The organism is Roseburia intestinalis L1-82, assembly GCF_900537995.1.
Classification (GTDB): domain Bacteria; phylum Bacillota; class Clostridia; order Lachnospirales; family Lachnospiraceae; genus Roseburia; species Roseburia intestinalis.
Map to the genome: position 1 here is coordinate 3,565,001 of NZ_LR027880.1, position 13,217 is coordinate 3,578,217.

The 13,217-nt window shown below is 44.4% G+C and carries 16 protein-coding genes, 1 tRNA gene and 1 riboswitch; of the genes, 3 read left to right on the forward strand and 14 right to left on the reverse strand.

Annotated elements, in window-relative coordinates; genetic code table 11:
- Window positions 1-31 precede the first annotated feature (31 nt).
- From RIL182_RS16750 to RIL182_RS16805, 13 genes are all read right to left on the reverse strand, one after another.
- Window positions 32-117: transfer RNA gene (locus tag RIL182_RS16750), tRNA-Ser, on the reverse strand.
- A 94-nt stretch (window positions 118-211) separates the two neighbouring features.
- Window positions 212-913, reverse strand: coding sequence for a 2-C-methyl-D-erythritol 4-phosphate cytidylyltransferase (gene ispD / locus RIL182_RS16755; protein WP_006858616.1), 702 nt, complete (start codon window positions 911-913; stop codon window positions 212-214).
- Entirely contained in the window at window positions 913-1,938 is a 1,026-nt protein-coding gene (gene tsaD / locus RIL182_RS16760) for a tRNA (adenosine(37)-N6)-threonylcarbamoyltransferase complex transferase subunit TsaD (RefSeq protein ID WP_006858615.1), read from the reverse strand. The genes ispD and tsaD overlap by 1 nt, the downstream gene beginning before the upstream one ends.
- Entirely contained in the window at window positions 1,931-2,509 is a 579-nt protein-coding gene (locus tag RIL182_RS16765) for a DUF6715 family protein (RefSeq protein WP_022111920.1), read from the reverse strand. Before RIL182_RS16765 ends, tsaD begins: the two co-directional genes overlap by 8 nt.
- A gap of 13 nt (window positions 2,510-2,522) precedes the next feature.
- The gene (locus RIL182_RS16770) at window positions 2,523-3,443 is read right to left on the reverse strand and encodes a ribonuclease Z (protein WP_015560264.1); all 921 of its coding nucleotides are present in this window, start codon (window positions 3,441-3,443) and stop codon (window positions 2,523-2,525) included.
- A 55-nt stretch (window positions 3,444-3,498) separates the two neighbouring features.
- A complete protein-coding gene (locus RIL182_RS21385) occupies window positions 3,499-3,651 on the reverse strand; it encodes a hypothetical protein (protein WP_006858614.1) in 153 nt (50 codons plus the stop codon).
- Window positions 3,648-3,878 (reverse strand): hypothetical protein, encoded by a 231-nt coding sequence (locus RIL182_RS16775; RefSeq protein ID WP_044999454.1) that lies wholly within the window; start codon window positions 3,876-3,878, stop codon window positions 3,648-3,650. The genes RIL182_RS21385 and RIL182_RS16775 overlap by 4 nt, the downstream gene beginning before the upstream one ends.
- Before the next feature lie 119 nt (window positions 3,879-3,997).
- The gene (gene rimI / locus RIL182_RS16780) at window positions 3,998-4,435 is read right to left on the reverse strand and encodes a ribosomal protein S18-alanine N-acetyltransferase (RefSeq protein WP_006858613.1); all 438 of its coding nucleotides are present in this window, start codon (window positions 4,433-4,435) and stop codon (window positions 3,998-4,000) included.
- Window positions 4,432-5,136 (reverse strand): tRNA (adenosine(37)-N6)-threonylcarbamoyltransferase complex dimerization subunit type 1 TsaB, encoded by a 705-nt coding sequence (gene tsaB / locus RIL182_RS16785; RefSeq protein ID WP_015560262.1) that lies wholly within the window; start codon window positions 5,134-5,136, stop codon window positions 4,432-4,434. The genes rimI and tsaB overlap by 4 nt, the downstream gene beginning before the upstream one ends.
- A gap of 35 nt (window positions 5,137-5,171) precedes the next feature.
- Window positions 5,172-5,612: a tRNA (adenosine(37)-N6)-threonylcarbamoyltransferase complex ATPase subunit type 1 TsaE gene (gene tsaE, locus RIL182_RS16790; protein WP_006858612.1), complete on the reverse strand. Its 441-nt coding sequence runs from the start codon at window positions 5,610-5,612 to the stop codon at window positions 5,172-5,174.
- A gap of 50 nt (window positions 5,613-5,662) precedes the next feature.
- Window positions 5,663-6,160 carry a YcxB family protein gene (locus RIL182_RS16795; protein WP_006858611.1) on the reverse strand — a complete coding sequence of 166 codons (498 nt, stop codon included), beginning with the start codon at window positions 6,158-6,160 and terminating at the stop codon, window positions 5,663-5,665.
- 254 nt (window positions 6,161-6,414) lie between these two features.
- Window positions 6,415-7,029: an ECF transporter S component gene (locus RIL182_RS16800; protein WP_015522251.1), complete on the reverse strand. Its 615-nt coding sequence runs from the start codon at window positions 7,027-7,029 to the stop codon at window positions 6,415-6,417.
- Window positions 7,030-7,226: 197 nt separating this feature from the next.
- Window positions 7,227-7,395: riboswitch (FMN riboswitch) on the reverse strand.
- 44 nt (window positions 7,396-7,439) lie between these two features.
- Window positions 7,440-9,587: a Tex family protein gene (locus tag RIL182_RS16805; protein WP_044999458.1), complete on the reverse strand. Its 2,148-nt coding sequence runs from the start codon at window positions 9,585-9,587 to the stop codon at window positions 7,440-7,442.
- A gap of 157 nt (window positions 9,588-9,744) precedes the next feature.
- Between RIL182_RS16805 and RIL182_RS16810 the strand changes: the two genes are divergently transcribed.
- Window positions 9,745-10,098, forward strand: a complete 354-nt coding sequence (locus RIL182_RS16810; RefSeq protein ID WP_242655625.1) for a hypothetical protein — start codon at window positions 9,745-9,747, stop codon at window positions 10,096-10,098.
- 93 nt (window positions 10,099-10,191) lie between these two features.
- Here RIL182_RS16810 and RIL182_RS16815 read toward each other — a convergent pair whose 3' ends face one another.
- Window positions 10,192-10,632 (reverse strand): DUF2752 domain-containing protein, encoded by a 441-nt coding sequence (locus tag RIL182_RS16815; RefSeq protein ID WP_006858607.1) that lies wholly within the window; start codon window positions 10,630-10,632, stop codon window positions 10,192-10,194.
- A gap of 283 nt (window positions 10,633-10,915) precedes the next feature.
- On the opposite strand from RIL182_RS16815, the gene RIL182_RS16820 reads away from it, so the two are divergent.
- Window positions 10,916-11,677, forward strand: coding sequence for a DUF975 family protein (locus RIL182_RS16820; RefSeq protein WP_006858606.1), 762 nt, complete (start codon window positions 10,916-10,918; stop codon window positions 11,675-11,677).
- A gap of 68 nt (window positions 11,678-11,745) precedes the next feature.
- Window positions 11,746-13,152 (forward strand): uracil-xanthine permease family protein, encoded by a 1,407-nt coding sequence (locus tag RIL182_RS16825; RefSeq protein WP_006858605.1) that lies wholly within the window; start codon window positions 11,746-11,748, stop codon window positions 13,150-13,152.
- Window positions 13,153-13,217: the final 65 nt, after the last annotated feature.

A 13,217-nucleotide genomic window follows, 5' to 3' on the forward strand; every position in this document is an offset into this window, starting at 1 on the left:
ATATTAATTCGTACTGACTTTCATCAGTAAGCGGAGAGGATGGGATTCGAACCCATGCGCCCTTTCGGACAAACGGTTTTCAAGACCGCCTCGTTATGACCACTTCGATACCTCTCCGTATTTGTTTCGCACGAATCAGTGCAAAAAAGATTCTACCATCAACTTTTGTTTCTGTCAACAATTATTTTAACTTTTTTTCATTTTTTTCATTTCAGATGTTTGAAGCGCCCTGTTTTAAGTACATTTCGGCGATCAGCATATCCTCCGGTGTGGTGATTTTTATATTCCTGTAGTTCCCCTCGATCAGCTTAACCGACTGGTTTGTCATCCGTTCCACCACCATCGCATCATCCGTAATGGCAGAGTCCTCATCTGCAAGCATTTTTCGATATGCCTCATATACAAGTGGATAGGAAAAGCTCTGTGGTGTCTGAATCTGCCATACTTTTGAACGCTCTGGCGTCAATTTAGCATAACCGTCTTCATCTGCTATTTTGATTGTGTCTTTTACCGGCATTCCCGCCACGCATGCACGATATTTCTTCACCGCCTGCATGGATCTTTTTATGATATCGGCCGACACTAACGGTCTCGCCCCGTCATGGATCAGCACATAGTCCGCCCCCTCCGCTGCGCAGAGTCCCGCATATACAGAATGATATCGTTCCACGCCACCCGGCACGATTGCTTTTACTTTACCGATATGATATTTATCAATAATTTTCCGTTTACAATACGCTTCCTCATCGGCACCTGTGACAAGGATGATATCTGTGATATCACTCTCCTCAAATGCCTTTAATGCATAATAAAGAACCGGCTTTCCTGCCAGTGTAAGATATTGCTTGTGAATATGACTGTGCATTCTTTTTCCGGTTCCACCAGCAAGAACGATCGCCGTAAATTTTTCCATTAGCGTTCTCCAAGTTTTAAATTTGGAACAGCATTGAGATCTAACCCATCTCTCTGTCCATGTATAAAATCATAATAAGCAGCAACACCAATCATTGCCGCATTGTCGGTACAAAAAATCGGTGATGGATGATAAAACTGCACTCCTTTTTTCTCGCACGCCTCACGCATTCCTTCACGCAGGACTCCGTTGGAAGCCACGCCTCCTGCAATCGCAAATTTATCCATCTTAAACTCATCGATTGCTTTCATCGCATTCCCGATCAAAACATCCGTCACTGCTTTCTGAAATGATGCCGCAACATCTGCCTGTACGATAGAGATTCCTTTCATCTGGCAGCCGTTCAGATAGTTTAAAACTGCGGATTTTAACCCACTGAAGCTGAAATCATATGGTCCATCTGCGATTTTTGCGCGCGGGAACTCCATCGCATGGGGATTTCCCTCATGCGATACTTTTTCGATCTTCGGTCCACCCGGATAGCCCAGTCCGATTGCTCTTGCCACTTTGTCAAAAGCTTCTCCGGCCGCATCGTCCCTCGTACGTCCTAATATCTCGTATTTTCCATAGTCCAGCACTTTTACAAGATGGGTATGTCCGCCGGATACAACAAGGCATAAAAATGGCGGCTCTAAATCTTTGTTCTCAATGTAGTTTGCGCTGATATGTCCTTCGATATGATGCACTCCGACCAGAGGTATATTTTTCGCATAACTGATCGCCTTTGCCTCCGCTACTCCGACTAACAGTGCACCTACCAGTCCCGGTCCGTATGTAACACCGATTGCATCGATATCATCCAGAGTCGTATCTGCGTCACTGAGTGCCTGCTCGATCACCTGATTGATTTTTTCAATATGTTTTCGCGAAGCAATCTCCGGAACGACACCGCCATATAATGTGTGAAGTGCAATCTGTGATGAAATCACATTGGATCTGACATCCCTGCCGTTTACCACAACTGCTGCCGCAGTTTCATCACATGAACTTTCTATTGCAAGAATCTTTATCTCCTTGTCACTCATCTTCCGTATCTCCTTCGGTCTGATAAAATACTAAAATCTTCCATTTTCCGTCTTTGTCTTTTCTAAGCACATAAGTCTGATTTGTACGGGTATAACTTTTATTTTCGTTCACAAAATAAGATGCCGTCACATAAGCGCAGTCATCCCCATCAATCTTTTGATATTTTACCTCATCACTGCTGCACACAGAGGAGGACTCTATCTTTTTCGACTTGTCGTGATAGTCTTCTATATCGGCTTTCAGGCTTTTAAAATAATCATCTCTGGAATTGTTTTCCAACAGTTCATCATCCATCAGAAGTCTTGCCTGATCGCCAAGCTCATAAAGTTCGTCATCTGTATACTCTTCATCATAAAAGCAGGTAATAATACGATTATAAAATTTCACAACTTCTCTTGGTGTTTCCGGGTAATTCTTTTCAAGATTCTTGGTAATCACTTTCTCTACTTCCGTAAGGTCATCGTTATTTTCTGCCGAATTTCCCTTTTTCGCCGCAGTATACCAGAAAAGTCCCACAATGATCACAACACATACAACTGCAAAAATGATTTTCTGTCCATTCTTTTTCATATGAATCCCCCTCTCAATTTTTCTCATCCTCAAACATCAGTTCCACACTCTTTCCATCTTTTCCAAGAAAAGCATTGGGGAAAATCTCCCTTACCTGCGGCATATAATCTTCTGCATGCACCAGTGACGGTGAAAAATGGGTCAGCCACATTTCTGCGACTTCCGCTTTTTTTGCCACTTCCGCTGCTTCATAAAAAGTCATATGCTTGTACTGTTTTGCTTTTGCAATTTTTTCTTTTTCCGCATACATACCCTCGCAGATCAGAAGATCCGAATTTTTTGCAGAAGCAACAAGTGATTCCGTCGGCCTGGTATCGGTACAGTAAGTTACTTTGATCCCTTTCCGGGCAGCACCAAGCACCATATCCGGGGTATAATGTGCCCCATCTTCCGTTTCGATCTCTTCCCCTTTTTGAAGTCTGTTCCAGTATTTTTGTGGAATTTCACGTTCCTTCGCGTGCTCCACGGAAAACCTTCCGGCACGTCTGATCTCCACGGTATACCCATAGCAGGTAATATTATGGTTGACGCGGAACGCATGGATATGATATCCGTTTATTTCTATATCGGCTTCCGGTTCCATTATTTCAATATATCTTATTTCAAACGGCAGTTCCGGTGCAATCATCCGAAGTGCCCCGACTACACGCTCTAATCCCTTTGGTCCAATCATAGTCAGAGGTTCTGTCCGCTCTGCATTGCCCATGGAAAGAAGCAATCCCGGCAGTCCGCTGATATGATCCGCATGATAATGTGTAAAACAGATCACATCGATTGGCTTAAAAGTCCATCCTTTTTCCTTGATTGCGATCTGGGTTCCCTCTCCACAGTCAATAAGTAAACTGCTCCCGTTATAACGCATCAGTGACGCCGTCAGCCAACGGTGCGGCAGCGGCATCATGCCTGCAGTTCCCAAAAGACATACGTCTAACATATAATCCTCCTTGTTTTGCGGAGCAAAATCCGAGTCCACTGACGAGGAGAGGATTTTACTCCTTGTTTTGCGAAGCAAAATCCGAGCCCACTGGCGAGGAGAGGATTTTACTCCTTGTTTTGCGGAGCAAAATGCAATTTTGTTTTGTAAAATTTGCCATCTGGTGAGCAATGCCCAGCATACCGGGCATAGATTTTACTCCTTTCATACAAACTCTGTTACCTGTTTTTCCTCCGGCGGTATCACAAATTTTTCTACCATTTTTTCATAGCAGGACTCACAGATATCCATTCTGTGTATCCTCCCGTCTTTTTTATCGGAAAAATACCCCCACTCCTTCTCCACCGTAAGGAATGAAGTGCGGTCCTTCTCAGATAACAGACAAATCATTTTTCCACAACAGTTACAATATATTTTCTGATCTTTTCTGCTCATTTTTTCTGCCTTCCCATTCTGCAATACAGACAGACATTGTCCACGAAAACCTATGCTGTCCACAGATATCTATTAATATCTATATTATACAAACAAGATTCTGCCTTATGTAGTGGGAATTATTGGCCATATATCATAATATAGGCATCCTCTTTCGGAAGTTCATAGAATCCCTTCCGCACGCCGTGATTTACAAATCCATTGCGCTCATACAGACGGATTGCACTGTCATTCGAACAACGGACTTCGAGCACGATTCTGCCGACCGAGCGGCTCTCTGCCTCTTTTTTTGCTTCCGCAAGCAGCATGCCGCCAATGCCATGGCACCGCATTTCCGGTGAAACCGCCACGTTTGTGATCTCACCTTCATCAATGGATAAATACATTCCGATATATCCTAAGATCTTATTATTTTCTTCCGCAACCAGAAAAACCGTGTTCGGCAGACTGAGTGAATCCACAAATCCCTGATAACTCCATGGCTGTGAAAAGATCATTCTTTCCAGTTCACTTACCTGTTCTGCATCTTTTACCTGCATGGCTCTGACTGTGATCATGCTAATCCGCCCTCTTTTCGTTCTCTCTCTGCCTGGGACAGGCGCAGATATTCCGGCTTGTGTTCTGCAGCGGTTTCTGATCTGCCCTCTGCAAAATATTTCATGCCAAGTGCCGCAACCGCTCCTGCTCTCTGTTTATTGACGTGTGCAGGGGCAAATGTATACGGTACACTGCAGTTTTCTGCTATATACTCCTGAAATACCGGCACACCATCCCCTAAAAAAGTAACCGGCTGTTCGAACTGGTTTACAATCGAAATGATCTCATCAATTCCGACTGCGCACTGTTCCTTTAATACTTCCATCTCATTGCCGTCAAAAGAATAAAGTCCCGTGTAAGTCTGGTTTCTTCTGGCATCCATAAGCGGACACACAAGTCCTGCATGTCCGACAAGATTATACGCAAGCGCATCTACGGTCGGCACGTTGATGATCGGCTTATTTAATGCCAGTCCAAGTCCTTTTGCCGTTGCCGAACCAATCCGAAGCCCGGTAAATGATCCCGGACCTCCTGCGATTGCGATCGCATCGATCGAATTTAGATCCAGCTCTATCATCTTTGCCACTTCATCCAACATTGGCAGAAGCGTCTGTGAATGTGTTTTTTTATAATTGACGGTATATTCGCCAAGCATGTTATCGTCACATACGATTGCCACGCTTGCCACCAGTCCTGAACTGTCTAATCCCAAAATTTTCATTGTAAGCTCCATTCCCGCATGAACGAACTGTTTTATCAGCCCTCATGCTCTTTTATGGTAATTTTCCGGTAATCAAATCCTTTTTCAAGATCCTTTTCAATCGTCACATCATAGCGTTTATCCGGAAGGATCTCTTCAATCAGGTTTGCCCACTCGATCATGCACAGACCTTCCCCGTAAAAGTAATCCTCATAACCGATCTCGTCCATCTCCTCGATGTCGCCGATCCTGTATACATCAAAATGATAAAACGGCATTCTTCCTTCTTCATACACCTGTACAATCGTAAAAGTCGGGCTCGACACAGGTTCTGTGATGCCAAGTCCGTCTGCGATTCCCTGTGTAAAAACAGTCTTGCCAACGCCAAGGTCTCCCACAAGCGTGTACACATCTCCCGGCTTCGCCGTTTCCCCGATCTTTTTCCCAAGCGCATGTGTCTCTGCCGCGGAAAATGTCTCATAAACGGTTTCTTTCATAATTCAGTCCTCCATGTTTTTATGAGGTAAAATATCTGCCATGCACAAATTTATTTTAATTTCACACGGTACTTCGGCAGTTTTTCTTTTGCAATTTCTGCAAGTTCACGGCATTTTTCCCCTAACTGCTGCCTTGGGATCACATAGGCATTCACACGGTTGCTGTACACCAGCACATTATTTTTCGTGGACACCATCTTATAGACCTGATCCCACATCAGTTTTGCATCTGCATCCCCCTGTGTCACGGAAATCCCTTCTCCGTCCACACAGTAATGCAGGCTGTTTTTCAATACCTCTGACGCCGCAATGCGCTGTTTCGAACGAAGATAAAGTGTCACCGGCATGTAAAACAGTATCAGCGCTCCAAGCAAAATACCAAGAACCGTATAGGATGCTCCGCGTTCACTGTATTTTGTACCTGCCGCAGCAAAACAGACGACTGCCGCTATCACGGAAATCCACCCGGATGCACCAGTGTATGTCTGGTACAGGTTAAAACGAAACATGTCCTTTGCGGTCAATGTTATATCAAATTCCAATCTCATCGTCAATCCCCCACCATTTTAGAATCAGCTTAGTATAACATTTTTTGAAAAAAAAGAAAAGACGCATTCTTTTTCTGCGTCTTTTCTCTCTGAAAACTCGTTACTGTCCACTCGTACCTCGTTCCAGTAACGGATTTTGCCGATGCTTCGCATTCCAAATCGGCAAAATCTGCTACCACCACTGTATCATACGGCATTTTCAGTTCAGAAAATGCCTGACTGTAAACAGTAACGAAACCTCTGTTAGCTCCTGCTTATGACTGTCTTCCCTTTAAGATCGGAGAAATGTGTTTGTAGGTCACAAATGTGATGACTACGGAAAACATTCCTTTAATAAAGGTAAATGGCATATTAAAGCAGATTAAACACTGTAAAATACTCTTCATGGACGGAGCAATCAGCTGATATGCTCCAAGCACTGCCTCCTGTGGCATGAAATTGTAATAGACCGGATATACCAGAAAGTAGTTTGAAACAATGCTGAAAGCACCCATGATCACTGCTCCTGCAATGGAACCGATCAGTGCGGTCGTTCTTGTCTTTTTGTACTTATAAAGAAGCCCTGCCGGCAGTACAAATGCCACACCCAGAATAAAGTTTGAAAGCTCTCCAACTCCTCCTGTGGATGTAATGAACAGATGAAGTACATTTTTTACCAGGCAGATGATCACACCACAGAGCGGCCCCATGGCAAATGATCCGATCAGTGCCGGAAGTTCTGAGAGATCCATCTTGATAAATGACGGCATAAACGGCACGGAAAAATCCAGAAACATCAGGATATATGCCACTGCGGAAAGCATAGCTGTCACTGTCAGATATCTTACATTGACTCTTTTTACGGTTACTGTTTTATTTGTTGCATCCATTTCACTCGTCTCCTTTTCTCTTTTCGGAAAATGCGAGGGATTGTAAGCGTGTTTTTGTCTGCGAAATATCTCATACAATAAAATGCACATTTTGTGAGCATTCTGCTGTCTGAATACGACAAAACCCCGGATGTAACCATCATCCGGGGTTCTATCATGTAACAGAAACGTCTTTTCTGACGTCTTATCATTCACATGCTTATCTTCTCTCATCCAGACTATACTGTCGGTTCCGGAATCTCACCGGATCAGCTGCCTTAGCAGGTCACGGACTTTGTAAATGACTCTGATCATTATCAGGACTCTACATCACCGTCGGTCGGGAATCTGCAAATCTTACTGCATCACCCTGCCCCGAAGAATTAATATTATTTTTACGCTCTCTATTGTATGCATGTTTTTCTGATCTGTCAACCATTAATTTTCATCGTGAGTGCGATGCGCTGTTTTTTCAGGTCAACATCCAATACCTTTACCTCAACGATATCGCCGACACTGACCACTTCCAGCGGATGTTTGATAAAACGGTCACTCATCTGTGAAATGTGTACCAGTCCGTCCTGATGGACTCCGATATCCACAAATGCTCCAAAGTCGATCACATTCCGGACCGTTCCCTTTAAGATCATGCCCGGTTTTAAATCCTTCATTTCAAGGACGTCGCTGCGCAAAATCGGCTTTGGCATATCCTCTCTCGGATCACGCGCCGGTTTTTCAAGTTCTTTTACGATATCCTGCAGTGTAATCTCTCCCACGCCAAGTTCTTCTGCCAGCTTTTTATAGTTGGAAATTTTTTTGGAAATGCCGTCTAATCTGCGCTCTTTCACATCCTCCGTCGTATAGCCGAGACGCTCTAACAGTGTCTTTGCCGCTGCATAACTCTCCGGATGTACACCGGTCGCATCCAGCGGATTTTTACCATCGTTGATGCGCAGAAAACCTGCACACTGCTCATATGCTTTCGGTCCTAATTTTGCTACTTTTAAGAGCTGGTTTCTCGCCTCAAACCGGCCATTTTCCTCACGGTATGCCACAATATTTTTTGCAACTGCCTTGCTGATACCGGAAATGTATTCAAGCAGGGATGCAGATGCCGTATTTAAATCAACGCCGACTCTGTTTACACAGTCCTCCACGACTCCGCCGAGTGCCTCGCTTAATTTTTTCTGGTTCATATCGTGCTGATACTGACCGACACCGATCGATTTCGGATCGATCTTTACAAGCTCTGCAAGCGGATCCTGCAGGCGGCGTGCCATGGATGCCGCGCTTCGCTGTCCTACGTCAAACTGTGGAAACTCCTCCGTTGCAAGTTTACTTGCAGAATATACGGAAGCTCCTGCCTCGTTGACAATGATATACTGTACTTTGACCGGGATCTCTTTTAATAACTCTACGATCACCTGCTCGGACTCGCGGGATGCTGTACCATTTCCCAGTGAGATCAGTGTGATGTGATATTTTGAGATCAGCTTCTTTAAAACCGCTTTTGCCTCTTCCACTTTATTTTGTGGTGCAGTCGGGTAAATGACTGTCGTATCGAGCACTTTTCCGGTCGGATCCACCACGGCAAGTTTACAGCCGGTACGGAATGCAGGGTCCCAGCCAAGTACAACCTGTCCTGCAATTGGAGGCTGCATCAAAAGCTGCTCTAAGTTCTTCCCGAATACTTTTATCGCACCATCCTCGGCTTTTTCGGTCAGGTCACTGCGGATCTCACGCTCAATGGCAGGTGCGATCAGACGGTCATAGGCATCTTCTATCACTTCTTTTAATACCGGCGTCGTCTGTGGGTTGTCGCGCACGATCACCTTTTTTTCAAGGTAACGCAAAATATCCTCGACCGGTGCCTCGATCTTTACCGTCAGGAATTTTTCATTTTCTCCACGGTTCAACGCTAAAATACGGTGTCCGGCAAGTTTCGCCACCGGCTCGTCAAATTCATAGTACATCTCATAGACAGACTCTGCTTCCGGGTCTTTTGCCGCAGAAATCATGCGTCCTTTTTTGACCGTCAGATCACGGATCCGGCTGCGGTAATCCGCCTCATCCGAAATGCTCTCCGCGATGATATCTTTTGCCCCGGCGATCGCATCCTCTGCGCTCGTCACTTCTTTTTCCGGATCAACAAATTTTTCTGCTTCCTCCTCTAAGGATGTGTTTAACATCTGTAACGTGATGATGCCGGCAAGCGGCTCTAATCCTTTTTCTTTTGCGATCGTCGCCCTGGTGCGGCGCTTTGGTTTGTACGGCCGGTAGAGATCCTCCACCACAACCATTGTTTCGGCAGACATGATCTGCGCTTTTAATTCGTCTGTCAGTTTTCCCTGTTCTTCAATGCCTGCAAGAACCGTCTCCTTGCGCTCCTCGAGATTTCTTAAATAAGTCAGTCTCTCATATAAATTACGAAGCACCTCATCGTTAAGTGCTCCGGTTGCCTCCTTGCGGTAACGGGCAATAAACGGGATGGTATTCCCTTCATCGATCAGCTTTACGGCTGCTTCAGCCTGATTTTTACGGATTCCGAGTTCCTCGGAAATCTTTGCAATAATATCCATAGTTACTCCTTTTTTCTCACCGGATTTTAACGTTTTCTCCGACGCAATATCTTTATTATAACGAAATGTCCACAGTGATTCAAGGTAACATTGTTTTTTTCCACACCGCATGATACACTATCCACATCATATTATTTATTTTCAGAAAGGCTTATTTATGGATCATCAGTTTTACAGACCAACGCCTGACCGGCATTCAAAACATATGGAAAATCTTTCCCTTATCATGGGGATCATTGCACTTTCAACGTTCTGTCTGGTTTATCCGGCATTAATCTGCGGTGCGCTCGGCATCGTGTTTGCACTGCTCTCACGCGGCGGTGAGACAACATTTTCCGGGCGTGCAAAGCTTGGGCTTACTTTAAGCAGCGTAGCGCTTGGCATTATTGTGCTGCTCTTAATTTATTCGGTGGTATTCGCTAACGTTTACTATGGTGGAATTGAAAATATGATGCGGGAAAGTTGTACATCGCTGGGGATTGATTATAATATGCTGTTTCCGCAGAACTGAGTTTTTTGTGGGAGATTCAGGGGGACAAAAGGTGGTTTGAAGGTTCGTGGGTGGCAGATTTTGCGCCGCTATTTTTTCTATCAGCATCTTCTATTATAAAAGGCTTATACCCCAGAAGAGGCGGACGATATTTTTTTCCATACAATTGATGATAAGGATTGCAAGTCCGATCCAGAGGTAACGGTCTTTATAGTGCATTGCAAGCGGCAGCTTATGGTGTGAGAGACGTTCGATCGTCTGGCTTAATAAAAACCACGCGCAGAGTACTGCTGCATACGGTACAAACGGATGTTCCAAAAAGGATATCAGAAAATGTCCCTGAAAGAGAGCACATACCGCTCTGGTTCCTCCACAGCCCGGACAGTAGTATCCGGTTACGGTGTGGAAAAGGCACGGGTAGAGATAGTTTTCGATACGAAATCCGGTTATTTTTGAAATGAGCAGATACACGCAGCAGATGACTGTGCCGCTCAGACCAAGTATATATAAAACATTATCTATTTTTTTATGTTCATTATTATTTCTTTTTTCCATTTGATATCTTAATCCTGTTCTTTTCCCATTGAAGTATATCTTTTAAGTGTTGACGCAAATGATGTTTCACAAAGTAGCGGCTGGCAAATCGCACAAAGCTGAGACTGGTTTGTGCAATTTGCCCACCAAAACACTAACACACACCATTTGCCATCAACACCCTCCCCCACATTTTATCAGAAATACACATCTATACAACCCCCCGCCACCTATGCTATAATTTATTCTAATTGCAGCAACGCTGTAACCGCTGCTGTATGATCTAAAAGGAGTTATTTACCGAATGAAACGCACATCAAAAGAACTCAAACGCATTGCGCGTGATATTTTAAATGACAGATACCGTGTTCCGATGGCAGCTTTTGCTGCCACAACACTGATCGCAACTGTGATCGAATCTCCATTTTCGTTTTCCATGGGAGATAATCCGACAAATATGCAGCTTGTGATCTCACTGATCGCAGAGCTTCTCATATCTGTTGTCTCTTTTGTGTTAGGATGCGGCGTGGCAAAGATCCATCTGTCCATGACACGCGGAAATGATTTTCTCGTCCGCGATATTTTTGATCCATTTAAGAAAAATACAGACCGATTTTTTATCGCGGGATTTTTATTTTTACTGATGATCTTTGTTTCCATGATTCCTGTGATCGGTGGTTTTACTTATGCAGTGATCGCAGATTTTTCAGTGGTTTCTATTGTAATTGCAGCAGCGACGGGAATCCTTTCTCTGATCTTAAGCTGTTATTTTATGCTTACCTATCATTTTATCGGATATATCACACTCGATCATCCTGAGCTTAAATGTCTGGAAGTTTTTAAAGAATGCAGACTTCTCATGCACGGCAACCGTCTGCGTCTGCTTTATATTCTGCTCAGTTTTATCGGATATGGCTTATTGGTTCTCTGTTCCTTTGGCATCGCATCCCTCTGGGTCGTTCCATATCAGACAGAAACACTCGTTATTTTTTATCTCGACTGCACCGACGAATTGAACCGGATCCCGGTACGCAGCTATGAAAAAACTGCTACAACCCAATTTTGATTCCACAACGCACTTTCCATCGAAGGTGCGTTTCTTATGGGATAAAAAAGTAAACAAAGGAGGATTCTATGAATCAAAACAATGAACCAATCCGTGATGCCTCAGTTCTTGGCATTCCAAAGATGCTGCTGCTCGGTCTGCAGCACATGTTTGCCATGTTCGGCGCAACAATTCTTGTCCCGATCCTGGTAAACAGTTATTTTGGGGAGGATGTCCTGCATGTTCAGGTTACCCTGATCTGCGCCGGTATCGGCACACTGTTTTTCCATTTTTGCACCAAATTTAAAGTTCCGGCTTTTCTCGGTTCTTCGTTCGCATTTTTAGGCGGATATGCCACGATCGCTTCCATGGATTCAGGTGTATTTGCTGAGATGTCGAATGCAGACAAACTGTCCTATGCCTGCGGCGGTGTTGTTGTTGCCGGACTTTTATACCTGATCTTAGCACTGATCATCAAGCTTGTCGGTGTCAAAAAGGTTATGCGTTTCCTGCCGCCGGTCGTTACCGGTCCGATCATCATCTGTATCGGTTTAAGTCTTGCAGGTTCTGCGGTAAACAACGCTTCTAAGAACTGGCTTTTAGCACTGATCGCCCTTGCAGTCATCATCATCTTTAATATCTGGGGAAAGGGCATGTTCAAAATTATCCCTATCCTGATGGGTGTTATCATTTCCTACTGTGCCGCTCTTATCTTTAATGCACTTGGTATGACAAATGCGGACGGTTCTGCAATCCTTGATTTTTCAAATATCGCAGCAGCTTCCTGGATTGGTGTTCCTGCATTTTCCATCTGCAAATTCAATATCTCTGCCATCCTTGTCATGGCTCCGATCGCACTTGCAACCATGATGGAACACATTGGAGATATCTCCGCGATCTCTGCGACTGTAAATCAGAACTTTATCGAGGATCCGGGACTGCACCGCACATTAATCGGAGACGGACTTGCAACTGCACTCTCCGCACTCTTCGGTGGTCCTGCTAACACAACCTACGGTGAAAATACCGGTGTTCTGGAATTAAGCCGTGTTCACGATCCGAAAGTGATCCGGTTAGCAGCATGTTATGCGATTCTCTTAAGCTTCATTCCAAAAATGGCTGAAGTGATCGGTTCTATGCCATCTGCGATCATCGGTGGTGTCAGCTTTATGCTCTACGGTATGATCTCTGCGATCGGTGTCCGGAATGTTGTAGAGAACCATGTTGATTTTACAAAATCCAGAAACCTTATCATTGCCGGTGTGATTTTCGTGTGTGGTCTTGGTTTTTCGGACGGTCTTACTTTTACCGTTGCCGGAACTTCTGTCACACTCACTTCCCTTGCCATCGCTGCAATCGCAGGTATCTTTTTAAATGCGATCCTGCCGGGAAATGATTACCACTTTGGAAAAGATCCGAAGATCGATGCAAACCGCGGTCTTGACATGATCCCGAATCTGCACGAAGATACCAGTTATGCAGATGATGAGGAATAACCTGCATGTCATCCGGAGAACTTTTTCATTCATAGAAAGTATTCACATACTGCACCAGCATCTGG

Excerpts from the sequence above, each read along its gene's own strand:
- ispD (WP_006858616.1), bottom strand. The coding sequence starts at position 913 with ATGGAAAAATTTACGGCGATCGTTCTTGCTGGTGGAACCGGAAAAAGA.
- tsaD (WP_006858615.1), bottom strand. The coding sequence starts at position 1,938 with ATGAGTGACAAGGAGATAAAGATTCTTGCAATAGAAAGTTCATGTGAT.
- RIL182_RS16765 (WP_022111920.1), bottom strand. The coding sequence starts at position 2,509 with ATGAAAAAGAATGGACAGAAAATCATTTTTGCAGTTGTATGTGTTGTG.
- RIL182_RS16770 (WP_015560264.1), bottom strand. The coding sequence starts at position 3,443 with ATGTTAGACGTATGTCTTTTGGGAACTGCAGGCATGATGCCGCTGCCG.
- RIL182_RS21385 (WP_006858614.1), bottom strand. The coding sequence starts at position 3,651 with ATGAAAGGAGTAAAATCTATGCCCGGTATGCTGGGCATTGCTCACCAG.
- RIL182_RS16775 (WP_044999454.1), bottom strand. The coding sequence starts at position 3,878 with ATGAGCAGAAAAGATCAGAAAATATATTGTAACTGTTGTGGAAAAATG.
- rimI (WP_006858613.1), bottom strand. The coding sequence starts at position 4,435 with ATGATCACAGTCAGAGCCATGCAGGTAAAAGATGCAGAACAGGTAAGT.
- tsaB (WP_015560262.1), bottom strand. The coding sequence starts at position 5,136 with ATGAAAATTTTGGGATTAGACAGTTCAGGACTGGTGGCAAGCGTGGCA.
- tsaE (WP_006858612.1), bottom strand. The coding sequence starts at position 5,612 with ATGAAAGAAACCGTTTATGAGACATTTTCCGCGGCAGAGACACATGCG.
- RIL182_RS16795 (WP_006858611.1), bottom strand. The coding sequence starts at position 6,160 with ATGAGATTGGAATTTGATATAACATTGACCGCAAAGGACATGTTTCGT.
- RIL182_RS16800 (WP_015522251.1), bottom strand. The coding sequence starts at position 7,029 with ATGGATGCAACAAATAAAACAGTAACCGTAAAAAGAGTCAATGTAAGA.
- RIL182_RS16805 (WP_044999458.1), bottom strand. The coding sequence starts at position 9,587 with ATGGATATTATTGCAAAGATTTCCGAGGAACTCGGAATCCGTAAAAAT.
- RIL182_RS16810 (WP_242655625.1), top strand. The coding sequence starts at position 9,745 with ATGGATCATCAGTTTTACAGACCAACGCCTGACCGGCATTCAAAACAT.
- RIL182_RS16815 (WP_006858607.1), bottom strand. The coding sequence starts at position 10,632 with ATGGAAAAAAGAAATAATAATGAACATAAAAAAATAGATAATGTTTTA.
- RIL182_RS16820 (WP_006858606.1), top strand. The coding sequence starts at position 10,916 with ATGAAACGCACATCAAAAGAACTCAAACGCATTGCGCGTGATATTTTA.
- RIL182_RS16825 (WP_006858605.1), top strand. The coding sequence starts at position 11,746 with ATGAATCAAAACAATGAACCAATCCGTGATGCCTCAGTTCTTGGCATT.